Source organism: Herbaspirillum sp. SJZ107, from assembly GCF_006715485.1.
Classification (GTDB): domain Bacteria; phylum Pseudomonadota; class Gammaproteobacteria; order Burkholderiales; family Burkholderiaceae_D; genus Telluria.
Window position 1 is genome coordinate 1,592,100 of sequence record NZ_VFNH01000001.1, and the last position, 22,888, is coordinate 1,614,987.

A 22,888-nucleotide genomic window follows, 5' to 3' on the forward strand; every position below is an offset into this window, starting at 1 on the left:
CGTCACGAAAAAGCGCTCCCTCGGGAGCGCTTTTTTTATCGGCCTGTGCCGATCGTCATGCCGGATTGTCGATCTCCGGAATCCCGCTGTTGCGGTCGGCATAGGCAGCCTTGAAGGCCGGGCGCTGTTGCCAGCGCTGCCAGTAGGCATCCAGGAATTCGAAGCGCTCGTCGAGCGGCGTGGCAATCACGGGGAATTTCGAGAACGCGATGGCGGTTGCCAGCGTAATGTCGGCAAACGTCGGCTGGTCGCCGCCCAGCATCCATTGGCGTCCGTCCGACAGGTGCTTGTTGACCAGCCCGGCATGTGCGATGGCTTCCTTGCGGCAGTGCTCGCCCCATGCCTCGTTCTTCGTAAGTTCCAGCTTGAAACCCAGGCCGGTATGCAGGACGTGGAAAGCCGTGGTCAGGCGGTACAGGATGTGGACCCAGATGCGGTGATCCCACATGCTGTCCAGGCCCTGTTCCAGCGGCGTGTCGCCGGTGAGCTTGCGGCCCGGGTAGGCCTGGTCCAGGTAACGGACAACGGCGGCGGTTTCGGATATATAGCTGCCGTCCGCCAGTTGCAGCGTCGGCGTCTCGCCCCACTCGTTCATTTTCAGGTGGCGCCAGCCGCGCTGCTCGCCGACCGGCGTCATGTTGTAGACAGTCTCTTCGAATTGACCGGCAATCCCCTTTTCGTGCATGAACAGGCGCAGGCGCTGGGGGTTGGGAAATGCGGATGGCGAGGTAAAGACGCGTAGTTTGGTAGTCATTCGGGCGGTTCCTTGTCTGTGTTCATAAGGCCGTGCCTGGCTGGTGCCGTGCGCGGTCTCAGCGTTTGCTTGATGAGGCAGTGAGCACACTGTAACAGTCCATCGTACAGGGCCTCGCACGATCAAGCGCCCTTAGCCGATCGCGCCGGTTCCCTGGAGTCCTTGCGTATCGTCGAGAAGCGGCGAATTGCGGCATCGAGGTTCGATTGATTGCGTGGGATGGCGGTCGCGTTGCAGCGTGTTATGCCGCGCTGTTCGCCTCCCCGGGACGTCGGCATGGAACTGTGCCCAGCGCTGCGCGTGTCGAAGCCGATCGGCAAGGATTTGCTATCGATGCGCATCACCTGGAACGATAACGGTGAATCGAAAGCTGTGTTTTCGCCGGTGTCGCTGATGGTCTCGGCGTTCGCACCGTAGGCGAAGTGCGCAAGACCTTGACCCCGCAGCTGCGCACCGACCTGGGCGAGCGCCGCAACGCGATGACGCTGCGCGCTGTTCAGCGAAGAGCTGGGCACCGTGATCCAGGTGCGCCGCGACGAGCGCAGCGCGGTCATGAACGTGCTGTGTTAGTTAGATCTCGGTGCCTGCAGCCACATCATCGGCAAGGTCAACGACCGCTGCATATTCGACCGACGTCAACGTCGCGGCACCGTTCATCGCGCTAGAGGCCTGTCCGAGTGTGGCGATCCTAAGCGAACAGGGCGTCAACCCAGAAGCTTAAATAAAGCAGGTCTGGCGGACTGTGCGCCCCTCAACTTTATTTGGAAAGTATGACGCCATTGGCCGTGACTCGGCCGACGATGTAGAACGTACGTGACGGTAACGTGCCACGCTCGACAAGATAGACGCCGTGTACGCTTTGGAAATAACCACTCTGGCCTAAGCCCTCAAAATTGAAGGCAATGCAGAGATAAGATCTAGGACCTTCGCGTATCAAACCCCAGGTGGCCAAATCCGCATCGAAACTGGCTGGCATCGCCTTTGACAGGCGTCTGACGTTTCGTAATGAAATGTGTTCGGTGTTATAGATAAGGCCAAACACATCGGGTGGGTCACCTTTCCAGGTGCCGAGGATCTCCCCGTTATATTTGAAAGTTTGTTCAGTGCGCTTCTTATTGTCGTCTTTGTTGATGTTGTAGGTGTCGGTCGTTATTTCGGTGTAGTGAGTCTTCGGTGAAGTGCTTTCACTCTTGATGCAGCTCGAAATCGCATCCATGCTTGGCCGTGCATGCGTATCGGCTCCTATGATCCAAAGCGCTATTGCAAACGGCAATGACTTCATTTGTATTCCTTTGCCCGATTAATTTTGACGTACTCCGGGTTCAGCTTCCAGAAGATGGTGCCACCATAAGCTGCGGTGGATACATAGACGTGATCGTATCTCCCGATCTCGTTAACCGTTGTGCTGATGACCTTGCCTTTGCTCTTCTTTGTAATCGTTTCGGTTACGATTGTCAGTTTACTGGATTCGGAAATCGAATAAACGTTGTGATTTTTATTTGCAAAACGGATTCCGTGCCTGACCTTGGCGTGCTTTTTGTAATTCGATTTTATATCTGCGCCGTCCCAGAAATATGCACCATTGGACGCATCTTGTCCGCCTGCAAGCGCATTGTTGGCTGCGGAGATGGCTGCCGACATGCCCGGGTCACTCATTATCTCTTTTACGCTCGCTTTCATCAGCTTCTTGTACCGGACGTTTCCGTCCGCTACTACAAACGAGAAGGAAGGTTCGGAACTTGCAAACCTCATGATGTCGCTGTAACCCCGCGCATCGCGCTGCCGTACGAGGACGCTGGCGAGGGCATTCATCTCTTCTGCGATATCTTGAGTGGAAGCTTCGCCGTATGCCATGGCTGCCAGCGTTCGGGTCTGCTTGTCGATCGTGGCTGTGTCGTTCATGTGCGCGAAACGCTGTCGTTTTCAATCCAGGTAACCAGTCGAACGTGTCTATTGCCGTCGACGACTATGGTTGCGCCGTCCAAATAAGCGCCAGCTTTCGTATGCAGTTGATCGTCAATGTGCAGGTCATAACGATAGCCGTCCACTGGATTGCCGTCGCTGTCCCTAACTGAGTAGTAGCGCTCGCTTTGAATCTCGGCATCCGTGTTGTCATCCCCAGGATCGTTGCTGACGTGCCGGTTTTCTGCATCGGAGTCTTCCGCTCGGTCAACAGTACTTATGTTTGCGGAGGGCGAAGCCATTTTGGTATTGCTGGATCCTGAACCCCATTCGACAGTATCAGTAAACTGGCTGGCGATCAGGATGGCGCCGCAAGCTGTTTTCATCCCTGCAATGGCGACGCCCTTCCCATAGAATGTGGTCGTCAGGACGCCCTCAACGATCGGGAAAGTGCCGCGGCATTTCGGGCATAAGGTTTTGTGGCCGACAAATGCAATCGGCTTACCCATGCAGATATCTGTTTGCGAGCCTTCCAGTACGGTTCCGCCGTGACTGGTTTTGTCTCCCATCCGAATGATTTCGCCAGCCATATATATGCCTCGCTGCGCAAATTGACATACGACAGATGTTTTCGAGAATCTAATAACAGCTTGCCGAGTCGGGAGTGTCGCGGGTTTGCGTTTTCTCAAGCTATCGGCGCTTGCGACAAGGTCCGGATGGTCGCTGTAGCGTGAATGGCATGTCGCCAATCCGCCTTGCGTATGTTCGAGTAACGGCAGGATCTGCTTTCAAGCTCGCGTCGATTTGCCTGCGAGGATGCTTGCGTTGCAATCTGGTCACGATTCGTTTTCTGTATAGTTGATTTTGCTTAATACCCTAAGGATCAGCCGATTCGAGTGCTCTTGATCTGGATACATTGTCCATACAACCACTACCCTGAGGCTCCTGATGAAACGTTTTGCCATGACTATCGCCGCGGCCGTCTCCTGCAACCTTGCCTTGGCCGCGGAACCGGCTGCTTACATCAGCACAAGCGTAGGCTCTGCCGAGCAGAAGCTGGCTCTCGATGGCATCGGCGTCTCCAAAAGCGACACTGCTTTCCAGATCGCCGGCGGCTATCGCATCGCGCCGCATACCGGCCTGGAGATCGGCTATACCAATATGGGTAAAGCCGAAATCTCGTCGGACGCTGCGCGGGCTTCTTCCTCGCCGCAATCGGTCCATTTGGCCGTCACCGGGATGTGGAACGGGAGCCCGGCATTCGCCGTAACCGGCAAACTGGGTGCTGCCCATACCCGCACCAGGGTCGCGGCCAGCGAGGCCGGGTACTCGGTGTCGGAAAGCGAAACGCACACCAGCCTGACCTTCGGCATCGGTGCGAGTTACAAATTCGATACGGACATCGCGGCGATCCTCGAGTACCAGAACTTCGGTAAGATCGTCAAGGCCGATGGTGCCGACCTGAAGGGGCATGTGGTACTGGTGGGCATACGTTACAGTTACTAGACCTGTGACCCGTTGGCGCGACCGGCGTTTGCGCTGCAACAGGCCGCGCCCGACCGTGCCCCGGATGCGGGAACTGTCGCGATTATCGATGAGTCCAAACGATGCACAAGCACACGCGGACGAGAGGTACGGCGATGGGAACGCGACTGGGTGACCTGGTGGAGCGCTTCGGCGGACAGCTTGCGGGCAGCCCTGATGTCGAGGTCACGGCGGTCGCGTCGCTGGAGCGCGCCGGTGCCTCGGACATCAGTTTCCTGAGCAACAGCAAGCGCCGGGCGCAGGCGCTGCATAGCCGGGCCGCCGCCCTGATCCTGTCGCCGTCCGACGATGACGCCGTGGCTGCCGGTTACGCGGGCGCCCGCATCGTCACCGCCAATCCCCACGCGTATTTTGCGCACGCAGCGCAATACCTCGTGAGGGCAAGCGAAGCGCCGGCGGCGGGCGGCATCCATCCCACGGCGGTGGTCCACGGCACGGCACGCGTCGACCCGACGGCTTGCCTCGGCCCGCATGTCACGGTGGAGGCCGGCGCCGTGATCGGTGCGCACGCCGTCATCGATGCCGGCTGCTACATCGGCCGCGACGCCGTCATCGGCGAACACACGCACCTGTTCGCCAACGTCACCTTCCACGCCCGCTGCGTCATCGGCGCACGCGGCATTATCCACTCCGGCGCCGTGATCGGCGGCGACGGCTTCGGCTTCGCCATGGACGACGGCGTCTATATAAAAATCCCGCAAGTCGGCCGCGTGCTCATCGGCGACGAAGTGGACATCGGCTCCAACACCACGGTCGACCGCGGCGCGCTCGACGACACCGTCATCGAGGACGGCGTCAAGCTCGACAACCAGATCCAGATCGGCCACAACTGCCGCATCGGCGCCCATACCGCCATGGCCGGCTGCGTCGGCGTCGCCGGCAGCGCGATCATCGGCAGGCATTGCACCTTCGGCGGCGCGGCCATGGTCAACGGCCACATCGACATCTGCGATCACGTCGACATCACCGCCGGCACTCTGGTCGCGCATTCGATCAGGGAGCCGGGCCGCTACACCGGCTATTACCCGATCACGCGCAATGCCGAGTGGGAGCGCAACGCCGCTCTGCTGCGCAACCTGCCGGCCATGCGCGAAAAAGTCCGTGCGTTGGAACGTGCGCTCAAGGCGCTCGCCAGAGGCGGCGACTGATCAGGCCTCAGAGCGAGACGCCGATCGTCAGCGTGACCACGTAGCCGTTCACCGGGTCGTCGGTGACCGAGGCGATCTGCAGCGAAGTGCCGTCGCTGAACACGTTGTCGGTGGCGTAGCTGATGCTCGACAGGTTGCGTGAACTGCTGGCGTAGGCGGTCGTCGAATATGCTTCGTTGAGCGTCGCCATCGGGAAGGTGAATTGCGAGGTCTTGACGCGGTTGGCGGCGCTGGTGGCCTTGGCCAGGCTGGGGTAGACCTCGAAGTGGATATGCGGCATGCGGCCGGCGTAGCAGCCGGGGAAGATCGTGGTGAAAGTGACGATGCCGCTGCTGTCCGCTTCCTGCACGCCGCGCAGGTAGTTTTCCTTGGTGAGGCCGGTGGCATACATCGAATAATTGCCGTCGCGGTCGCAATGCCAGAGGTAGACGGCGGCGCCGGCGGCGCTGGCGCAGCTGTTGCCGACGTTGACGATCTGCAGCTTCAGTGTGGTCGGGATGCCGGCAGCGGTAGCGCTGCCGGGCGATACGCTGGTGCGTATGTCGCCCCGCACGATGCCGGACAGCGTCAGTGCGTTGGCGATGCCGCTGCCGTTGCTGTTGGTGCCGTCGCCAGGGTAGGGGCCGCCGGTCTCTTCCGGGATGACGCTGCAGGTGCCGTTGCTGCCGGTGCCGGTGGTCGTGCCGGTGCTGCCGGTGCCGGTCGTCGTCGATGCCGTGGCGGCGGTGTCGCTGCCGCCTCCACCGCAGCCGATCAGGGGCAGGGCGGCGGCGCCGGCAAACAGCCAGCGCAGCGACTGGCGGCGGTCGGACTGGGTGGCGAGCATGCGCTCGAGGTCGTCGGCAAGGGTGGTGTGTTCGTGGTCCATGGTTCTGTCTTTCATCGCGCGTGGGGCCGGCCGGGGTTGTCAATACTGCTTGCCGGGTCGACGACATTGTCTGTTGCCCATGCGTAAAGCGCAGTCAACGGCGGTAAATCGATGTAAAGACGAATCCGGAGCGTGCTGCTGCAGCGGCGAAAAAAAAGCGCCCCCGAAGGAGCGCTCTTTTCAGCTTGACCGCGTCAAGACCATGCCAGCTTACTGGATCTTGGCCTTCTTCATCAGGTCGTCGCGGAAGGCGGCAACTTTACGCTGCTGCACGGCTTCTGCCACTTGCTGCTTGACTTCTTCCAGCGGCGGGATCGGGGTCGCGCGGCTTTCTTCCAGGCGGATCACGTGGTAACCGAACTGGCTCTTGACCGGGGTCTGGGTGACTTCGCCTTTTTTCAGCGAGGTCATGGCTTTCGAGAACTCAGGCACGAAGTTCTCCGGGCTGGCCCAGCCGAGGTCGCCGCCATTGGCTGCCGAACCCGGGTCTTTCGATTGCTTGGCCAGGTCTTCGAACTTGGCGCCGCCCTTCAGCTTGGCGATGATCTGGTTGGCTTCGGCTTCGGTCGCGACCAGGATGTGGCGCGCGTGGTATTCCTGGCGGCCGCCCTGTTCAGCCTTGGCCTTGTCGTACTCGGCCTTGATCTGGGCGTCGGTGACCGGGTTCTTCTTGATGTAGTCCGCCAGCATTGCGTTGATGATGATGCTTTGACGGGCGTTGTCGATCTGGTTCTTGACCTCCGGGCGGGTACCGACGCCCTGCTTGTCGGCTTCCTGGATCAGGACTTCGCGGCCGATCAGGTCCTTCTTGATCGCATCGCGCAGTTGCGGCGAGTCGGTCGCTTTGCCTTGGGCGACGACTTGCTTGACCAGCTGGTCGACCTTGGACGCCGGGATCGGTTTGCCATTGACGGTCGCAACGTTTTGCGCGAACGACGGCAGGGCTACCATCGCGGTCATGACTAACAACAGGCGGGCTGGCTTCACAATCATTTATTCGATCCTATTTGTTCCCGGCAGCGCAAGGCCACCGATGTTCAACATAATGTCGCGATGCGACGCAAACCGGCGGTCGGTGCCGCCGGGATACCAACATCTTACTGTACCTTCGCCTTCTTGACCATTTCCTCTTGGAAGGCTGCCAGCTTTTGCTGCGACAGCGAGTCCTGGATCTGCGGTTTGACTTCATCCAGCGTCGGCAGTTTCGCTTGGCGGATGTCGTCCAGCTTGATCACGTGGTAGCCGACCTGGGTCTTGACCGGCTTCTCGGTGACCTGGCCTTTTTGCAGGCCGGTGAGGCCGGCAGCGAATTCCGGCGGGAAGGACGACGGGCTGGCCCAGTCGAGGTCGCCACCGTTGTTGGCGGAGCCGGTGTCTTTCGATTGCTTGGCCAGGTCTTCGAACTTGGCGCCGCCCTTGATCTTGGCGATCACGGCGTTGGCGTCGGCTTCGTTGTCCAGCAGGATGTGGCGCACGTGGTATTCCTTGTCGCCGCTGGTCTTGACGAAGCGGTCGTACTCGGCCTTGACTTCAGCATCGGTCACCGGATGCTTGGTGATGTAGTCGCGGGCCAGGGCGTTGATGACGATGGTCTGGCGCGCGCTTTCCAGGGCTTGCTTGACTTCCGGGTTCTTGTCGTAGCCTTGCTTGACGGCTTCCTGCATCATCACTTCGCGGGCGATCAGCTGCTGCTTGACGGCTTCGCGCAGCTGCGGCGAATCCTGGCCCTGGCCCTGGGCCACGACCTGTTTCACGGCCTGGTCGGCGCGCGAGGACGGGATTGCCTTGCCGTTGACGACGGCGAGGTTCTGGGCGGATGCTGGCAGGTTTGCAAAGGATGCGGCGATAGCGATCAAGGCTAACAGCAGCCGTGCTGGCTTAAAAGTCATGTTGTTTCCTGTGAGGGGGTTGCTTGGACGAGATTGGATTAGTTTTTGTAATACGCAGCAGATTTTCAAACAGATTACTTAAGATTCCCTGAAAGCTCCGGCCGTCAGGACAGCTCGGATGGCGCATGGGCGGTGATCGCCAGCGCGTGAATGTCGGTATGCATCATACCTTGCACGGCATCATATACCAGCCGATGGCGCATGACCAGTCTGAGGCCCTCGAAGCGTTCAGAAACGATCTTGACGCTGAAATGGCCCCCGCCGGACGCCGCGCCGGCATGGCCGGCGTGCAGGTGGGAGTCGTCGCCGACTTCGAGTACGGTCGGGGCCAGCGCATCGGCCAGCAGCATGTGGATACGTTCGACTCGGGTCTGACTCATGCTGCATCCTCCGGTTCCTGCATGTGTTTGGACAGCATCAGGGTCTGGATGACGACGAAGGCGAAGAACAGGCCGGTGGCGCCGAACATCTTGAAGTTGACCCAGGCCGGGGTATTGCCCTTGAAGACCACGAAGGCCATGACCCAGTTCAGCACGCCCATGGCCGCCATGAAGGCGATCCAGGCGTAGCCGAGGCGCTCCCACACGGCGTCGGGCAGTTTGATCTGGCTTTCCATGCCCTTGCGCATCAGGTTCTTGCCGAAGCCCACCTGGGCCACCAGCAGGGCCAGCGCGAAGGCCCAATACAGGATCGTCGGTTTCCACTTCATGAAGTTCTCGTCATGGAAGTAGATGGTGGCGCCGCCCATGACCGCGATCACGGCCAGCGACAGCCACAGCATGCCGTCGACCTTGCGGCCGCGCACGATCAGGTAGCCGATCTGCAGCACGGTGGCGACGATGCCGACTGCGGTGGCCAGCATGATCGGTGCTTGTTCGGCCGTGATGTTGCCGCCGGCGATCAGGCCGCCCATGTACTGGAGGGCGAGCGCGTGCGCCGCCTCCTGGTGGCTGAGGCCGAGCCGGTAGGCAATGAAGAACAGGATGACCGGGAACAGGTCGAACAGGAATTTCATGTTACGCAGGGTCTTTCAGGTCAGGCGGGTTCGAAGCGCATCGCTGCGGAGTTGATGCAATAGCGCAGGCCGGTCGGCGGCGGGCCGTCCTCGAAGACGTGGCCCAGGTGCGCATCGCACACTGCGCAAATGATTTCGGTGCGCACCATGCCGTGCGAACGGTCGACCTTCTCGATCACGTTGGCCGGGTCCAGGGCCTTGAAGTAGCTCGGCCAGCCGCAGCCGGATTCGAACTTGGCATCGGATTCGAACAGCGGGGTATCGCAGCAGACGCAATGGTAGATGCCGTGCTTGTGATGGTCCCAGAACTTGCCGGTGAAGGCGCGCTCGGTGGCCGCGTGGCGGGTCACCTGGTATTCCATCGGATCCAGCTTGGCACGCCATTCGGCGTCGGTTTTCGTTACTTTTTCGGTCATCGAGGTCTCACTCATATAGATATAGAGAGTTCAGGAAGAGCAGCTCACCTCAAGGTGGGCTGCCCAATCCGGCGGCAGCGCCGCATAGGATTCGTTCTCGGGCTGCTCGTCGAACGGACGCTCGAGCACCGCGAGCAGGCGCGCCACTTCGCTGAAGTCGCCATTCTGCGCCTTTTCGATCGCAACCTGGGCTAGATAGTTGCGCAATATGTATTTCGGGTTGACGCGGTTCATGGCCTCGCTTCGATTTGCATCCACGCTCCCTTCCTGGCGCAAGCGTTCGCGGTAGAGCACGGCCCAGGCATCGAAGCCGGGACGGTCGAGGAACAAATCGCGCAGCGGGGCATCGGCTGCTTCGCGCTCCGCATCGGCCACGTCCAGGCGCAGGCCGGCCAGGCGGCGGAAGAACAGCGTGAAGTCGACGTGGTTCTCCTGCATCAGCTTGAACATGTGGTCGAACAGCACGCGGTCCTCGGCCTGGGTCGTCGCCAGGCCCAGCTTGGCGTGCAGCAGTTCGTCGAACTTGTCGCCATAGGCGTCGACGTAGACTTCGAGCGCGGCCTGGGCCGCCTCGGTATCGCCGATCAGCGGCAGCAGGGCGTTGGCCAGCGCATAGCAGTTCCAGTGGCCGACCGGCACCTGGTTGGCGTACGAATAGCGGCCGCCCTGGTCGGTGTGGTTGCAGATGTGGTCGACGTCGAAGGCTTCCATGAAGCCGAACGGGCCGTAATCGAGGGTCACGCCCAGGATCGACATGTTGTCGGTGTTCATGACGCCATGCATGAAGCCGACCGCCTGCCAGTGCGCGATCATGCGCGCGGTGCGTTTGGTGGCTTCGCCCAGCAGGGCCAGGTACGGGTTCTCGGCGGCGGCCAGTTCCGGATAGAAGTCGCGGATCACGTAGTCGGCCAGGATGCGCAGCTCGTCGTGCTTGTTACGGTAGTGCCAGTGCTCAAAGGAACCGAAGCGCACGAAGCTGGATGCCATGCGGGTCACCACGGCGGCGGTCTCGACGGTTTCGCGCATGATGCGCTGGTTGGAGCCGGTCACCATCAGGGCGCGCGTGGTCGGCACGCCCAGGGCAGCCATGGCTTCCGAGCACAGGAATTCGCGGATCGAGGAACGCAGTACGGCGCGGCCGTCGCCCATGCGCGAGTAGGGCGTCATGCCGGCGCCCTTCAACTGCAGTTCCATCGGCCCCGAGGGGGTGGCCAGCTGGCCCAGCAGGATGGCACGGCCGTCGCCCAGCTGGCCGGCCCAGTGGCCGAACTGGTGGCCGGAGTACACGGCGGACAGCGGCTTGGCGCGTGGCGGTACCGCGTTGCCGGTAAATACGGCAACGAAATCGTCGTGCGCCAGGTCGGCGGGGTCGAGCCCGACCAGGGCGGCAGCCTTGGCGCTGGCCGCGACGAAGTACGGCGCGGGCATCGGCGTCGGCATCAGCCGCGTGTAGAACGCGGGTGGCAATTCAGCGAAGGAATTGTCGAGTGGCAGGTCGTCAGCAGTAATGGTCGTTCCAGTCAGTGGCATTGCAGGAATGTCGCGATTCTACCGTAAGCGCGCCGATTCTATGGGTCCGCTTGCAGGTCGGCCAAAGCGCGTTACATTCGGTAACGGCTTAGCGGCAAGCCCTTGCGGCAATGCAGCATCGAAAACCGTTGACGATTTTCGCACGACCGGTCGAAACTGAGCCGTAAACATCATTAGAGGAGATCCGCCGTCATGCACAGCCCGCTTCACACGCCACTCATGGGCCAGATGATGCACCAATCGCTCACCATCTCGAGCATCCTGCAATTTGCCGCGCGCCACTACGGCGCCAGCGAGATCGTGTCGCGCCGCGTCGAAGCCGGCCTGCAGGCGGGGTTGCAGGATGCGCTGCACCGGTACACCTACCGCGATTGCGAATTGCGCGCACGCAAGCTGGCGCAGGCGCTGGCCAGGCTGGGCGTCGAAGGCGGGCAGCGGGTCGGTACGCTGGCCTGGAACGGCTACCGCCATCTCGAGCTCTACTACGGCGCGTCTGGGTCCGGCGCCGTGCTGCACACGATCAATCCGCGCCTGCATCCCGAGCAGATCGCCTACATCGTCAACCACGCGGAAGACCAGGTGCTGTGCTTCGACCTGACCTTCCTGCCGCTGGTCGAGGCGATCGCCGCCGCCTGCCCGACGGTGCGCGCCTTCGTGCTGATGAGCGACCGCGCCCACATGCCGGCCGGCACGCGCATCCCGGACCTGCTGTGCTACGAAGACCTGCTCGATGCGGAGGACGGCGATTACGCCTGGCCGGAGCTCGACGAGAACGCGGCCGCCTCGCTGTGCTACACCTCGGGCACGACCGGCAACCCCAAGGGCGCGCTGTACTCGCACCGGTCGACCGTGCTGCACGCCTACGCATCGGCCCTGCCGAACGTACTGAACGTGGGCGCCATCGATACCGTGCTGCCGGTGGTGCCGATGTTCCACGTGAATGCGTGGGGCTTGCCGTATTCGGTGCTGCTGTCCGGCGCCAAGCTGGTGCTGCCGGGCGCCCAGCTCGACGGCAAGTCGCTGTACGACCTGTTCGAGGGCGAGGGCGTGACCTTCTCGGCCGGCGTGCCGACGGTCTGGCTGGGCCTGATCAATTATGCGATCCAGAACGACCTGACCTTCTCGACCTTCCGGCGCACCGTGATCGGCGGCTCGGCCTGCCCACCGGCGATGATGGACACCCTGATCGACCGCTTCGGCGTGCAGGTCATCCACGGCTGGGGCATGACGGAAATGTCGCCGCTCGGCACCACCGGCGGCCTGCTGGCGAAGCACCGCGCGCTGCCGGTCGAGCGCCAGCGCGCCATCCTGCAGAAGCAGGGCCATGCGATCTACGGCGTGGACATGAAGATCGTCGACGATCTAGGTGCCGAACTGCCCTGGGATGGCCAGGCATCCGGCCACCTGCTGGTCAAGGGACCGTGGATCATTGCCAGCTATTTCAGGGACGAGGGCGGCGATCCGCTGGTGGACGGCTGGTTCCCGACCGGCGACGTGGCGACCATCGACCCCGACGGCTTCATGCAGATCACCGACCGCAGCAAGGACGTGATCAAGTCCGGCGGCGAGTGGATCGGCTCGATCGACATCGAGAACATCGCGATGGCGCACCCGGCGGTGCTGCAGGCGGCCTGCATTGCCATGGCCCACCCGAAATGGGACGAGCGGCCGCTGCTGCTGGTGGTGCGCCGGCCGGGCCAGGAGGTCGGCCGCGAAGAGATGCTGAAGTGGTTCGAGGGCAGGATCGCGAAGTTCTGGATGCCGGACGACGTCGTGTTCGTCGAGGCGCTGCCGATCGGCGGGACCGGCAAGGTCCAGAAGAACAAATTGCGCGAGCAGTTCAAGGACCACCGCGCCGCCCAGGGCGTGGCCGGCCCGGGACAGGCTCGGTTATAGTGCCCGCATTGCCGTATCACTGACACGAGAGACACATGAGCGCAGACTACCAGCTCCGCAACCGCGTTGCCGTCATCACCCTGAACAACCCGCCGGTCAACGGCCTCGGCCTCGAGACCCGCACTGCCGCCGTGGCCGCCCTGCAGCGTGCCCAGGCCGACGACGCGGTGCAAGCCATCGTCATCACCGGCGCCGGTACCGCCTTCTCGGGCGGCGCCGACATCCGCGAGTTCAATTCGCCCAAGGCCCTGACCGAGCCGACGCTGCACACCCTGATCCGCGTGGTCGAGGCATCGAGCAAGCCGGTGGTCGCGGCCATCCACAGCGTGTGCATGGGCGCCGGGCTGGAGCTGGCGCTGGGCGCAAATTACCGGGTGGCGCTGCCCGGTGCGCAGATCGCGCTGCCCGAAGTGAAACTGGGCCTGCTGCCGGGCGCCGGCGGCACCCAGCGCCTGCCGCGCGTGCTGGGTCTGGAGCCGGCCTTGGACATGATCGTCTCCGGTACGCCGGTAGCGTCGGAAAAACTGGCCGGCACGCTGCTGTTCGACGACCTGCTGCCGGCCGGCAGCGACGTGGTGGAAGGGGCAGTCGCCTTTGCCGAACGCGTCGCCGCCGTGCGTCCGCTGCCGCGCGTGCGCGACAACGCGATCGAGCAAGCCGGCCTGGACGCTTTCCTGGAAGCGGCACGCGCCAGGGTACAGGCCGCCGCCGGCCCGTTCCCGGCGCCGCTGGCCTGCCTGGAGGCGGTGGTGGCGTCCGCCACCATGCCCTTCGAGGAAGGGCTGGCCTACGAGCGCGATCGTTTCATGGCGCTCGCGGAGACCGTCGAGTCGAAGGCGCTGCGCCACGCCTTCTTTGCCGAGCGCGCCGCCGCCAAGGTCCCGGACGTGCCGGCCGACACGCCGGTGCGCCCGATCGCATCCGCGGCGGTGGTCGGCGCCGGCACCATGGGCGCCGGCATCGCCATGAATTTCGCCAATGCCGGCATCCCGGTGACCATCCTCGATACCGAGCAGGCCGCGCTCGACAAGGGCCTGGCGACGATCCGCAGGAACTACGAAAGCAGCGTCAAGAAGGGCAAGCTCGGCCAGGACCAGTTCGACCGGCGCATCGGCCTGATCCGCACCACGCTTGCGTATGAGGACATCGCCGCGGCCGACATCGTGGTCGAAGCGGTGTTCGAAGACCTGGCGGTCAAGGAAACCGTGTTCCGCCGGCTCGACGCCGTCATGAAACCGGGCGCGATCCTGGCCACGAACACCTCGACGCTGGACCTGAACCGGATCGCGGCCTTCACGACACGGCCGCAGGACGTGATCGGGCTGCACTTCTTCAGCCCGGCCAACGTGATGAAGCTGCTGGAAATCGTGCGCGGCGCGCACACCGGCAAGGACGTGCTGGCCACCGCGCTGGCGCTGTCGAAAAAGCTCAAGAAGACCGGCGTGGTGGCGGGCGTGTGCGACGGGTTCATCGGCAACCGCATGGTCGAGCAATACATCCGCCAGGCCGGCTTCCTGCTGGACGAGGGCGCGCTGCCGCACCAGGTCGACCGCGCCGCCGAAGCCTTCGGCTTTGCCATGGGCCCGTTCCGCATGAGCGACCTGGCCGGCAACGACATCGGCTGGTACATCCGCAAGCGGCGCCAGGTCGAGATGCCCGACGTCAAGTATTCGAAGACCGCCGACCTGCTGTGCGAGCAGGGCCGCTTCGGCCAGAAGACCGGCGCCGGCTGGTACGACTACGTGGCCGGCGAGCGCGCGCCGCTGCCGTCGCCGCTGGTCGAGGACATGATCACCGGGCACGTGGCCGGCCTGACCATCGAGCGCCGCATCGTCGGCGACGAGGAAATCGTCGAGCGCCTGGTGTACGCGCTGGTGAACGAGGGTGCAAAGATACTGGAAGAGGGCATCGCGCTGCGCGCCTCCGACATCGACATGGTCTACCTGTCCGGCTACGGCTTCCCGCTGCACCGCGGCGGGCCGATGTTCTATGCGGACACGGTCGGCTTGCCGGCGGTGCTGGCGGCGATGGAGGAATTCGCGCGCGGCTACCACGGCGACGCCTGGACGCCGGCGCCGCTGCTGGTGCGGCTGGCGGCCGAGGGCAGGGGTTTCAACACTTAGTGTCGTCGCTTAATCCCGAGATGCGGGTAGGGTGACGCTCGTGCTAGGCTCGTTACACTTTCGTTAACGAGCCGACATGAAGAACGCCCTGCTGATCGCCACCGCCTGCCTGCTGGGACTGCTGTCCACGACCGGCGCTTCGCTGCCTTATCCGATCCTGCCGCCGCTCTTCGTCCATGGGACGGCGGACGGCCTGACCAATTTCCTCGGGCTACCGCCCAAGCTGCTGTTTTCGGTGGCGCTGATGGTGAACCCGATCGGGCTGCTGATCGGCACCGCGGTGCTGGGCTCGCTGTCGGACCGTTTCGGACGCCGGCCGCTGCTGCTGGGAACGGCGGCCGGCGCCGCGCTCGGCCACGTGCTGACTGCCTGGGCCCTGGCCAGCCATTCGTATCCGCTGTTCCTGCTGGCGCGCTTCGGCACCGGCTTGCTCGAAGGGCAGAGTTCGATCGTGCGGGCGATGCTGGCCGACCGCCTGCAGGGGCCGCTGCGCAACCACGCGCTATCCTGGCTGAACGGGGCGCTGCACCTCGGCTGGCTGTTCGGGCCGCTGCTGGCCGGCTTCACCGTGGGCTGGGGCGTCACGGTACCGTTTTATATCGCCGCCGGCGCGCTGCTGCTGGGCGCGTGCCTGGTGACGATCGCGCTGCCGCGCCAGCCGAGCAGCCACGGCCCGTCGTGGTGGCAGGTGGCGCGCGAACGCCACGCCTTCAACCTGCTGCGCCATCCCGGCCTGCGCACGCTGTTCGGCGTGCAGCTGGCCTACACCTGCGGCGTCACGGCCTTCTACGAGTTCTATCCGCTGTGGCTGGTCGAGGTCGGCCATTACGACACCCGGTCGATCGCCCTGGTCAACGTCGGCATGTGCGGCATCATGACCGGCGCCGCGCTGTTCGCCGGCCGCCAGAGCCGCACCGATCCGCTGCAGCGCGCCGGCCTGCTGGCCGTGGTGGTGGCGCTGGCGATCGCCTCGCTCGGCGCCGGCAACCTGTGGATCGGCATGGTCGGCATCATGGCCTTCGGGCTGCCGCACGCGTTCTACAATGCCGTGATCCAGGTATGGGCCGCCGACCGCTTCGGCGGCCATGGCCAGGGTGCGGTCATGGGGCTGCTGTCGACCACCTTCTGCCTGGCGAACATCCTGATGGCGGCGGCCGGTGCCGTGCTGACCCTGTTCGATACGCGCCTGGTGCTGCTGTTCGGCGCCGCCATGACGGCGTGGGCGGCGACCCGCATGCGGGCATGGAGCCGCCAGTCGGCGCCGGCCGAGCGCTGCGCCGAAACCATTACGGACGCTTGAGCACTTACTTGAACTCGTAACGCATCCAAAACTGCGCAATCATGACGGTGAGCGCGCAGGCCGCCAAGACGATCGGGAACACGAGCAGGCTTCGCTGGCGGAAGCGGTACATGGCCAGCGCAGTGCGCGTGCGCTTGAGCGCCGCCACATGGCGGAGCATGAGTTCACTGCCGGGGCCAGGCTTTCGTTCGAAGACGTCTTTGCGTTCTGTCTCGTCGAATTTTCTGATTGCAGCTATTTTGCGCTCGAGTGCGCCTGTTCGCTCGTTGGTGTGCGACGCCCGCGACAACTTCCATTCCGCGTTGATGACTTCGTAGTCGATGATCGCCTGCATCGTCTCTTTCCAGACGTCTTCCCGGATGTATTTGAAAGCGTCGACGTCCCGTAGCGTTGCGTACTCGGAAGCGACGCGAGACTCGAGTTCGGCCGCCACCTGTTGCGGCGGCGTGACGGCTCGCTCTGGATGTTTGAATGCGAAGGTGGAGGGGCTGAGGCGCCCAGGGTCCAGCCACACCTGATGGAAACGCTCCAGTCCCGCTAATGTTGCACTGGCCGTTTTGGCGTGCCGTTCCAGCTCGGCCTGGATGCTGGTAACGGAACGCACGGTGGCAAAACGCCATACTTGCCGCTCGGACCACCATTGCATGTACAGGTGGATGGCCAGGTAAATCAAGGCAACGCCAAGCGGGATGACCATGAGGCGCCAGTCCACCGACTCGAGCTTCGCCCCCGCGAGTTCGACTTCGATCCCATCCTTGGTCAGTAGCGAAACGGCCAGCAAAGCCACGCTCAGCACGGTCAGTGTCATGGACTTGGCGTCGAGATCGGACGATGGCCGTGATGCCTCGACCACGCGCGTTGCCATTTCATCGACGTCGAGGCGGGTTACCGTCGTCATGGGCTCACATTGGATTGTGCTGATCGGGCCTTGGCTCATCAGATACCTCATTCTAGGTTGAATTATTTTCATTATGACATTTTATTAACCAATAGTCACTAAACCGGGAAATCTGCTTGGGACGTATGCGTGCTGTGCGTGCGGGTGGCGTGAGGCAGTAAAAAGGCCACCATTCCTGGCGGCCCGGTCGTTGGCGAAGAAGGTGCAAGTGGTTTAATCCGCCGCGTAGATATTGTTGTCCTTGGTCTCGCGCACGAACAGCGCCCCGATCACGACGCACAGCACCGCGATGATGATCGGATACCAGAGGCCATAATAAATATTGCCGTTGGACGCCACCAGCGCGAACGAGATCGTCGGCAGCAGGCCGCCGAACCAGCCGTTGCCGATGTGGTAGGGCAGCGACATCGAGGTATAGCGGATGCGGGTCGGGAACATCTCGACCAGCATCGCCGCGATCGGACCGTACACCATGGTCACGAACAGCACCAGGATGAACAGCATCAGCACCAGCATCGGCCGGTTGATCTGCTCGGGATCGGCCTTGGGCGGGTAGCCGGCCGCCTTCAGCGAGGCGCCGAGGTCTTTCTTCAGCGCCGCTTCGCGCGCCTTGCTGGCCTTGTCGAAGTCCAGCCCGTCCGCCGTCATGGTGGCGTTGAAGGAGGGGTAGACCTTGTCGCCGATCTTGATGCTGGCGACGGTGCCGGCCGGCGCGTCCTGGTGGGTGTAGCTGACCGAGGCGGCGGTCAATTGCGCGGTGGCGATGTCGCACGACGATGGGAACTTGGCCGTGCCGGTCGGGTTGAACTGGAAGTGGCAGGAGGCCGGATCGGCGACCACCACCACCGGCGAGTTGTTGATTGCGCTTTCCAGGGCCGGGTTGCCGTAGTGGGTGACGGCCTTGAAGATCGGGAAGTAGGTGAGGGCGGCGATGGCGCAGCCGCCGAGGATGATCCACTTGCGCCCGATGCGGTCCGACAGCGTGCCGAAGAAGATGAAGAAAGGTGTGCCCAGCGCCAGCGCGACGGCCAGCATGATGTTGGCTGAGGCCGGCTCGATCTTGAGCGTCTGGGTCAGGAAGAACAGGGCGTAGAACTGGCCGGTGTACCAGACCACGGCCTGCCCCATCACCAGCCCGAGCAGGGCCAGCAGCGCGATCTTGCCGTTGCGCCAGGTCAGGAAGGCTTCGCTGAGCGGGGCCTTGGAGGTCTTGCCTTCGGCTTTCATCTTTGCGAACGCGGGCGACTCCGCCATCGACATCCGGATCCACACCGACACGCCGAGCAGGACTACCGATACCAGGAAGGGGATGCGCCAGCCCCAGGCGTCGAAGGAGGCGGTGTCCATCGAGGTGCGCACGCCCAGGATCACCAGCAGCGACAGGAACAGGCCCAGCGTTGCCGTGGTCTGGATCCAGGACGTGAAGTAGCCGCGCCGGCCTTCGGGTGCGTGTTCGGCGACGTAGGTGGCGGCGCCGCCGTATTCGCCGCCCAGCGCCAGGCCCTGCAGGATGCGCAGGCAGACCAGCAGGATCGGCGCGGCGATGCCGATCGACGCGTAGCCGGGCAGGATGCCGACGATGAAGGTCGAGCCGCCCATGATCAGGATCGTGACCAGGAAGGTGTATTTGCGGCCGATCATGTCGCCCAGCCGGCCGAATACCAGGGCGCCGAAGGGCCGTACCAGGAAGCCGGCGGCGAAGGTCAGCAGCGCGAAGATGAAGGAGGTGGTGGGGTCGCCGAGGAAGAACTGCTTGCCGATGATTGCGGCAAGCGAACCGTACAGGTAGAAGTCGTACCATTCGAAGACGGTACCCAGAGAGGAAGCGAAGATGACTTTCCGTTCTTCCCTGGTAAGCCCGCTGGAAGGCGCTGCCTTCCCGCCGGCGGCCATGCCGGGTGTGATCGCCATTGCAGTCTCCATATTGTAAGTTTGACGTCCTCGCGGCGGCGTATTTACGTCGGCCGCGGAGCGACTGTGCGCCGCGAAGCTTACGCGGTGCTGTCTTCAAACTTACATGAGACTGACGGGTTGACCGGGCTGGACGGGCTTCCATTCCGACCGAGTGCAGACACGGCGAACGGTCCGATCGAGGCCCTCAGCCCCAGTGCCGACAAGGATATATCGGCTGCGGACTCGGCCCTTCACTCCAACAAGTAGGCGTCGTACACGACAGCCGCCCCGAGACGCATTGCCGAGCCCACGCCGATGGCGCGGTTGAGCCAGGTGTAGCGGGGATCGGCGGTTTCAAAGCTCATCGTCAAACGAAAGGTATATCTGGCGGGATCGACCGGGTTGCCCTTGGCGACTTCCGCCATCACCTCGGGCGGTCCATAGCGAAAACCCTTGGTCTGTAAGTAGATCAGGGCGCCGTCGCTGGTCTTGAGCAGATAACGGGTGTCGATGATGGCAAGACCCTGGGCGGTGACGACCTGCCAGTCCGCACCATTGTTGAGGATGGTTCCCTTCAGCCGCTTGCCTTCGAAACTGCCGCTGGTAATCGGAATGATGCGGCGCCGCCCCGCGTCGCTGGTCGCGCCCAGTTCCCAGATCGGCGCTTCCAGATTGACGTTGAAACGCGCGAGGTGCTCGAGCTTCGGTTTGGGCAGCTGGAAGTCCTCCTTGTCGGCAGCGCATACCGCTCCATGGGCCGCGATAAACGATAGCAATGCGAAAACAAGGGCAAGGTATTTTTTCATGTCTCCTCCGGGTTCGATTTCTTTTGAGAGTATCAGGTAAGCTGATACTTAGTTCATACTAGCCCGGTGCATGCGCGTTGACAAGCCAACGCGCATCCCTGTCAAACCACGGCAGCGCCGAACGATTCGGGCCGCCGCGCAAGCAGTTGAGACAGCCGATGCAGGCCCGCCTGCAAGCGTCCACGATCCTGGATGCTGCCCAGGGAAATCCGGATGGCATTCACGGATGCGCTGCCCATTGCGAAGGCGTCCGCCGGCGTGACCGCAATGCCCTCGCGGTCCGCCGCCCGCGCAAGCTGCGATGCCGTCCAGTACGCCGGCAGCTCGAGCCATACATGCAGGCCGTCGCCGGCGCCGCTGTAGCGCCCGGCGAGGATAGTGCGCGCCATCCGGTGGCGCAGGCGGGCCTCGCCCCGTACGCCTGCCAGCAATCCGTCGGCCGAGCCGTCGAGTATCCACTGGGTGGCAAGGGCGGCCGTCAGCGGCGCGGCCATCAGCGCAAACGCGCGCAGCGCGCCCAGGAAGCGTTCGCGCTCGTGCGGATCGCGCAGCAGCACGAAGGCGACCCGCAAGCCCGGCGTCAGGCATTTCGACAGGGTCGAGATGTAGATCGCCTGGTCCGGCGCAAACGCGGCAAGCGGCGGCGGCGGGGCCTCGGCAAGGCGCCAGTAGGGATCGTCCTCGACGATGCGGACATTGCAGCGTTTCGCGACGCCGGCGATTGCCTTGCGCCGGCGTTCGGGCATGGTGATGGCGGTCGGATTCTGCAAGGTCGGATTCAGGTAGACCAGTCCCGGCTTGTGCCGCTCGCACGCTTCCTCGAGCATTTCGGGGACCATCCCGTGTTTGTCCGCTTCCACCGCGATGATGTGGCGGCCGAACTGGGCGGCGGCGGCGCGCAAGCCGGGATAGCTCGTGGGCTCGGCCAGGATGACGTCGCCGGGCGCCGTCAGCGCAAGGATCGCTGCGGCGATCGCGGCTTGCGCGCCGGGACAGACGACGAGCTGGCGCGCATCCAGATGGCCGAACATCGGTTCGAGCCATCTGGCGCCGGCCTTGCGGTCGGCCTCGCTGCCGCCGCCCAGGTGGTAGTTCATCAGCAATTCGTTATCTGTCCGCATCAGTACCTGTGACAAGCCCTGTTTCAGCAGGTCGTCGAAGTCCACGCCCTCCGGCGGTGGCGGGGTATTCATGCTAAGGTCGAGGACCGCGGTCAATTCGACTTTCGGCGCCGCGACATACGTGCCGCGCGCGCCGCGTCCCTCCAGCAGCTGGCGGCGCCTGGCTTCGTCATAGGCGCGCGTGACCGTCGTCAGGTCGACGTCCAGCTGCGCCGCCAGGCGGCGCTGCGGCGGTAGCCGGTCACCCGGCTTCAGCGATCCGTCTGCCACCGCCGCTTGCAGCGCGTCCGCAATCTGCAAGAAACGCGGGCCGCCCTGCACGGCCAGCCGCGGCAACCAGAGCGCGACGTTTTCATCTTGTATGGCTTTTAACTGGGACATTATGTCTCAATGTATGGAAATTGCTTTTAAGTAGAATGCCTCAGAACGTGCAGCGACACCATGCTTGCACGGCAGTCGCCGGCGTTTTCTCTTCTCTTGTCCGCAGTCCGACATCACGCTGCAGTCTCAAGTCTTAGCCTGGAAAACATTCAAAATGATGGATTGGGTCCCTGTAGTCTTCGTTATATTCAAGTTTCTGGTGCTGGGCATCGGCATGTTCTTCGCCATCAAGTGGCATTACGACCAGGGGAAGAAGGGGCGTGAGCGCGAGCGGGGTGAGGTGCTGCGTACGGCCGCCAAGGTGGCCGTGGGCTTTGTGCTGGCGCTGGTGGTCCTGGCCGTCGTCACCTTCGTCCTTGGCCGCAAGCTCGGTCTGGACCTGAATTTCTCCTGAGCGGGAAGCCGTCGCGCAAGCACGTGACGACAACGCATCGTGCCAAATGATGCCAAAATTAAATAGCTACGTGGCAAACCACTCGCTACAATCCTGACGGTGATCCCTTGATGGAGGAGTGTCTATGGCCCGCCGGATGATTGTCGTTCTTCTTGCTGCGCTCAGCTTGTTCGGCGGCCAGGCCTGGGCGGTTGAACGTGGTGCGCTGTTCAAGGTCAGCGGCCACGGCCATACGATGATTTTGTTCGGCACTATCCACATGGGATTGCCTGAATTTTTCCCACTGGATGACAGCGTCACGAAGGCGTTGGCGGCCTCCACGACGCTTGCCCTGGAAATCGATCCGACCGTGCAGACTGCCGAGATGGCCGCGGCGGCGCAGCGCATCGCGCTGACCACGCCCGCCATCGTCGCCGCCATGCCGCCCGCGCTCGGGCCGCGCCTGACACGCCGCCTGGAGGCGCTGGGCGCGCCGGCGGCGCTGTCCACCCAGCTCAAGCCGTGGATGCTGCTCATCACGCTGACGACGGTCGAATACGCCAGACTCGGGTACCGGCCCGACCTGGCCGTCGACACCCACCTGGCCCGACTGGCACACAGCCGCAACACCAAGGTCATCGCCCTGGAGACCGTCGAGAGCCAGCTCGACCTGTTCGACCGGCTGCCGGTAGCCGACCAGTGGACCCTGCTCGATGAAACCCTGGCATCGCTGGATTCGGGCGAGGCACAACAGGAAATGGCATCCGTGACGGAGGGCTGGGCCAAGGCCGATCGCGCTGCGCTCGACGCCCTGGCCCTCAAATACGAGCAGGACACGCGGCTGTCGTCACAGATCCTGCAGCGCCGCTTCCTGAGCGAACGCAACGGCCCGATGGCCGATAAGCTCGACAGCTTGCTGCGGCGTGAAAACCAGACGATGGCGGCGGTGGGACTCATGCATTTGATCGGCAAGGACAGCTTGCCTGCATTGCTGCGCGCCAAAGGCTTGAAAGTCGAGCAGGTGTACTGA

Annotated in this window: 22 protein-coding genes and 1 pseudogene; 8 read left to right on the top strand and 15 right to left on the bottom strand. The window is 63.2% G+C overall.

The window, feature by feature from the left end:
* Nucleotides 1-55: 55 nt before the first annotated feature.
* Nucleotides 56-754 (bottom strand): glutathione S-transferase family protein, encoded by a 699-nt coding sequence (locus FBX97_RS07130; protein ID WP_141829869.1) that lies wholly within the window; start codon nt 752-754, stop codon nt 56-58.
* A gap of 270 nt (nt 755-1,024) precedes the next feature.
* Here FBX97_RS07130 and FBX97_RS30465 point away from each other — a divergent pair.
* Nucleotides 1,025-1,221: pseudogene (locus tag FBX97_RS30465) on the top strand (hypothetical protein); the annotation flags it as partial.
* A gap of 290 nt (nt 1,222-1,511) precedes the next feature.
* Here FBX97_RS30465 and FBX97_RS07140 read toward each other — a convergent pair.
* From FBX97_RS07140 to FBX97_RS07150, 3 genes are read right to left on the bottom strand one after another with little or no spacing between them, the layout of a single operon-like run.
* Nucleotides 1,512-2,036 carry a hypothetical protein gene (locus FBX97_RS07140; RefSeq protein WP_141829872.1) on the bottom strand — a complete coding sequence of 175 codons (525 nt, stop codon included), beginning with the start codon at nt 2,034-2,036 and terminating at the stop codon, nt 1,512-1,514.
* Nucleotides 2,033-2,656, bottom strand: a complete 624-nt coding sequence (locus FBX97_RS07145; RefSeq protein WP_141829874.1) for a hypothetical protein — start codon at nt 2,654-2,656, stop codon at nt 2,033-2,035. Before FBX97_RS07145 ends, FBX97_RS07140 begins: the two co-directional genes overlap by 4 nt.
* Nucleotides 2,653-3,246, bottom strand: a complete 594-nt coding sequence (locus tag FBX97_RS07150; RefSeq protein ID WP_141829875.1) for a PAAR domain-containing protein — start codon at nt 3,244-3,246, stop codon at nt 2,653-2,655. The genes FBX97_RS07145 and FBX97_RS07150 overlap by 4 nt, the downstream gene beginning before the upstream one ends.
* A 358-nt stretch (nt 3,247-3,604) precedes the next feature.
* Here FBX97_RS07150 and FBX97_RS07155 point away from each other — a divergent pair, with 358 nt between their 5' ends.
* Both FBX97_RS07155 and lpxD read left to right on the top strand, forming a co-directional pair.
* The gene (locus FBX97_RS07155) at nt 3,605-4,162 is read left to right on the top strand and encodes an outer membrane beta-barrel protein (protein WP_141829877.1); all 558 of its coding nucleotides are present in this window, start codon (nt 3,605-3,607) and stop codon (nt 4,160-4,162) included.
* 134 nt (nt 4,163-4,296) lie between these two features.
* A complete protein-coding gene (gene lpxD, locus FBX97_RS07160) occupies nt 4,297-5,349 on the top strand; it encodes a UDP-3-O-(3-hydroxymyristoyl)glucosamine N-acyltransferase (protein ID WP_141829879.1) in 1,053 nt (350 codons plus the stop codon).
* 7 nt (nt 5,350-5,356) lie between these two features.
* On the opposite strand, the gene FBX97_RS07165 is transcribed toward lpxD, so the two are convergent.
* The 7 genes from FBX97_RS07165 to FBX97_RS07195 form a co-directional block, all read right to left on the bottom strand.
* Nucleotides 5,357-6,217: an intradiol ring-cleavage dioxygenase gene (locus tag FBX97_RS07165; protein WP_141829881.1), complete on the bottom strand. Its 861-nt coding sequence runs from the start codon at nt 6,215-6,217 to the stop codon at nt 5,357-5,359.
* A gap of 210 nt (nt 6,218-6,427) precedes the next feature.
* Nucleotides 6,428-7,210, bottom strand: a complete 783-nt coding sequence (locus FBX97_RS07170) for a peptidylprolyl isomerase (protein WP_141829882.1) — start codon at nt 7,208-7,210, stop codon at nt 6,428-6,430.
* 104 nt (nt 7,211-7,314) lie between these two features.
* Nucleotides 7,315-8,106, bottom strand: a complete 792-nt coding sequence (locus FBX97_RS07175) for a peptidyl-prolyl cis-trans isomerase (RefSeq protein ID WP_141829884.1) — start codon at nt 8,104-8,106, stop codon at nt 7,315-7,317.
* 104 nt (nt 8,107-8,210) lie between these two features.
* Complete coding sequence (locus tag FBX97_RS07180) at nt 8,211-8,486, bottom strand: BolA family transcriptional regulator (RefSeq protein ID WP_141829885.1); 276 nt, start codon at nt 8,484-8,486, stop codon at nt 8,211-8,213.
* Complete coding sequence (locus FBX97_RS07185) at nt 8,483-9,121, bottom strand: septation protein A (RefSeq protein WP_141829887.1); 639 nt, start codon at nt 9,119-9,121, stop codon at nt 8,483-8,485. The genes FBX97_RS07180 and FBX97_RS07185 overlap by 4 nt, the downstream gene beginning before the upstream one ends.
* A gap of 20 nt (nt 9,122-9,141) precedes the next feature.
* Complete coding sequence (msrB, locus tag FBX97_RS07190) at nt 9,142-9,537, bottom strand: peptide-methionine (R)-S-oxide reductase MsrB (RefSeq protein ID WP_141829889.1); 396 nt, start codon at nt 9,535-9,537, stop codon at nt 9,142-9,144.
* Nucleotides 9,538-9,567: 30 nt separating this feature from the next.
* A complete protein-coding gene (locus tag FBX97_RS07195; RefSeq protein WP_141829890.1) occupies nt 9,568-11,067 on the bottom strand; it encodes a YdiU family protein in 1,500 nt (499 codons plus the stop codon).
* A 192-nt stretch (nt 11,068-11,259) separates the two neighbouring features.
* Between FBX97_RS07195 and FBX97_RS07200 the strand changes: the two genes are divergently transcribed.
* From FBX97_RS07200 to FBX97_RS07210, 3 genes are all read left to right on the top strand, one after another.
* The gene (locus FBX97_RS07200; protein WP_141829892.1) at nt 11,260-12,963 is read left to right on the top strand and encodes a 3-(methylthio)propionyl-CoA ligase; all 1,704 of its coding nucleotides are present in this window, start codon (nt 11,260-11,262) and stop codon (nt 12,961-12,963) included.
* Between the two features lie 35 nt (nt 12,964-12,998).
* The gene (locus FBX97_RS07205) at nt 12,999-15,086 is read left to right on the top strand and encodes a 3-hydroxyacyl-CoA dehydrogenase NAD-binding domain-containing protein (protein WP_141829894.1); all 2,088 of its coding nucleotides are present in this window, start codon (nt 12,999-13,001) and stop codon (nt 15,084-15,086) included.
* Between the two features lie 76 nt (nt 15,087-15,162).
* Nucleotides 15,163-16,386, top strand: coding sequence for an MFS transporter (locus FBX97_RS07210; protein WP_141829895.1), 1,224 nt, complete (start codon nt 15,163-15,165; stop codon nt 16,384-16,386).
* A 4-nt stretch (nt 16,387-16,390) separates the two neighbouring features.
* On the opposite strand, the gene FBX97_RS07215 is transcribed toward FBX97_RS07210, so the two are convergent.
* The 4 genes from FBX97_RS07215 to FBX97_RS07230 form a co-directional block, all read right to left on the bottom strand.
* Entirely contained in the window at nt 16,391-17,284 is an 894-nt protein-coding gene (locus FBX97_RS07215) for a hypothetical protein (RefSeq protein ID WP_141829897.1), read from the bottom strand.
* A gap of 213 nt (nt 17,285-17,497) precedes the next feature.
* The gene (locus FBX97_RS07220; protein ID WP_141829899.1) at nt 17,498-19,195 is read right to left on the bottom strand and encodes an MFS transporter; all 1,698 of its coding nucleotides are present in this window, start codon (nt 19,193-19,195) and stop codon (nt 17,498-17,500) included.
* Between the two features lie 233 nt (nt 19,196-19,428).
* The gene (locus FBX97_RS07225; RefSeq protein WP_141829901.1) at nt 19,429-19,983 is read right to left on the bottom strand and encodes a DUF3237 domain-containing protein; all 555 of its coding nucleotides are present in this window, start codon (nt 19,981-19,983) and stop codon (nt 19,429-19,431) included.
* A gap of 101 nt (nt 19,984-20,084) precedes the next feature.
* Nucleotides 20,085-21,485, bottom strand: a complete 1,401-nt coding sequence (locus tag FBX97_RS07230; protein WP_185748498.1) for a PLP-dependent aminotransferase family protein — start codon at nt 21,483-21,485, stop codon at nt 20,085-20,087.
* Between the two features lie 154 nt (nt 21,486-21,639).
* Between FBX97_RS07230 and FBX97_RS07235 the strand changes: the two genes are divergently transcribed.
* The gene (locus FBX97_RS07235) at nt 21,640-21,879 is read left to right on the top strand and encodes a hypothetical protein (RefSeq protein ID WP_141829903.1); all 240 of its coding nucleotides are present in this window, start codon (nt 21,640-21,642) and stop codon (nt 21,877-21,879) included.
* Between the two features lie 124 nt (nt 21,880-22,003).
* The gene (locus tag FBX97_RS07240) at nt 22,004-22,888 is read left to right on the top strand and encodes a TraB/GumN family protein (protein WP_141829905.1); all 885 of its coding nucleotides are present in this window, start codon (nt 22,004-22,006) and stop codon (nt 22,886-22,888) included.

Coding starts and splice junctions, on each gene's coding strand:
- FBX97_RS07130 (WP_141829869.1), bottom strand. CDS start 754: ATGACTACCAAACTACGCGTCTTTACCTCGCCATCCGCATTTCCCAAC.
- FBX97_RS07140 (WP_141829872.1), bottom strand. CDS start 2,036: ATGAAGTCATTGCCGTTTGCAATAGCGCTTTGGATCATAGGAGCCGAT.
- FBX97_RS07145 (WP_141829874.1), bottom strand. CDS start 2,656: ATGAACGACACAGCCACGATCGACAAGCAGACCCGAACGCTGGCAGCC.
- FBX97_RS07150 (WP_141829875.1), bottom strand. CDS start 3,246: ATGGCTGGCGAAATCATTCGGATGGGAGACAAAACCAGTCACGGCGGA.
- FBX97_RS07155 (WP_141829877.1), top strand. CDS start 3,605: ATGAAACGTTTTGCCATGACTATCGCCGCGGCCGTCTCCTGCAACCTT.
- lpxD (WP_141829879.1), top strand. CDS start 4,297: ATGGGAACGCGACTGGGTGACCTGGTGGAGCGCTTCGGCGGACAGCTT.
- FBX97_RS07165 (WP_141829881.1), bottom strand. CDS start 6,217: ATGGACCACGAACACACCACCCTTGCCGACGACCTCGAGCGCATGCTC.
- FBX97_RS07170 (WP_141829882.1), bottom strand. CDS start 7,210: ATGATTGTGAAGCCAGCCCGCCTGTTGTTAGTCATGACCGCGATGGTA.
- FBX97_RS07175 (WP_141829884.1), bottom strand. CDS start 8,106: ATGACTTTTAAGCCAGCACGGCTGCTGTTAGCCTTGATCGCTATCGCC.
- FBX97_RS07180 (WP_141829885.1), bottom strand. CDS start 8,486: ATGAGTCAGACCCGAGTCGAACGTATCCACATGCTGCTGGCCGATGCG.
- FBX97_RS07185 (WP_141829887.1), bottom strand. CDS start 9,121: ATGAAATTCCTGTTCGACCTGTTCCCGGTCATCCTGTTCTTCATTGCC.
- msrB (WP_141829889.1), bottom strand. CDS start 9,537: ATGACCGAAAAAGTAACGAAAACCGACGCCGAATGGCGTGCCAAGCTG.
- FBX97_RS07195 (WP_141829890.1), bottom strand. CDS start 11,067: ATGCCACTGACTGGAACGACCATTACTGCTGACGACCTGCCACTCGAC.
- FBX97_RS07200 (WP_141829892.1), top strand. CDS start 11,260: ATGCACAGCCCGCTTCACACGCCACTCATGGGCCAGATGATGCACCAA.
- FBX97_RS07205 (WP_141829894.1), top strand. CDS start 12,999: ATGAGCGCAGACTACCAGCTCCGCAACCGCGTTGCCGTCATCACCCTG.
- FBX97_RS07210 (WP_141829895.1), top strand. CDS start 15,163: ATGAAGAACGCCCTGCTGATCGCCACCGCCTGCCTGCTGGGACTGCTG.
- FBX97_RS07215 (WP_141829897.1), bottom strand. CDS start 17,284: ATGACGACGGTAACCCGCCTCGACGTCGATGAAATGGCAACGCGCGTG.
- FBX97_RS07220 (WP_141829899.1), bottom strand. CDS start 19,195: ATGGCGATCACACCCGGCATGGCCGCCGGCGGGAAGGCAGCGCCTTCC.
- FBX97_RS07225 (WP_141829901.1), bottom strand. CDS start 19,983: ATGAAAAAATACCTTGCCCTTGTTTTCGCATTGCTATCGTTTATCGCG.
- FBX97_RS07230 (WP_185748498.1), bottom strand. CDS start 21,485: ATGTCCCAGTTAAAAGCCATACAAGATGAAAACGTCGCGCTCTGGTTG.
- FBX97_RS07235 (WP_141829903.1), top strand. CDS start 21,640: ATGATGGATTGGGTCCCTGTAGTCTTCGTTATATTCAAGTTTCTGGTG.
- FBX97_RS07240 (WP_141829905.1), top strand. CDS start 22,004: ATGGCCCGCCGGATGATTGTCGTTCTTCTTGCTGCGCTCAGCTTGTTC.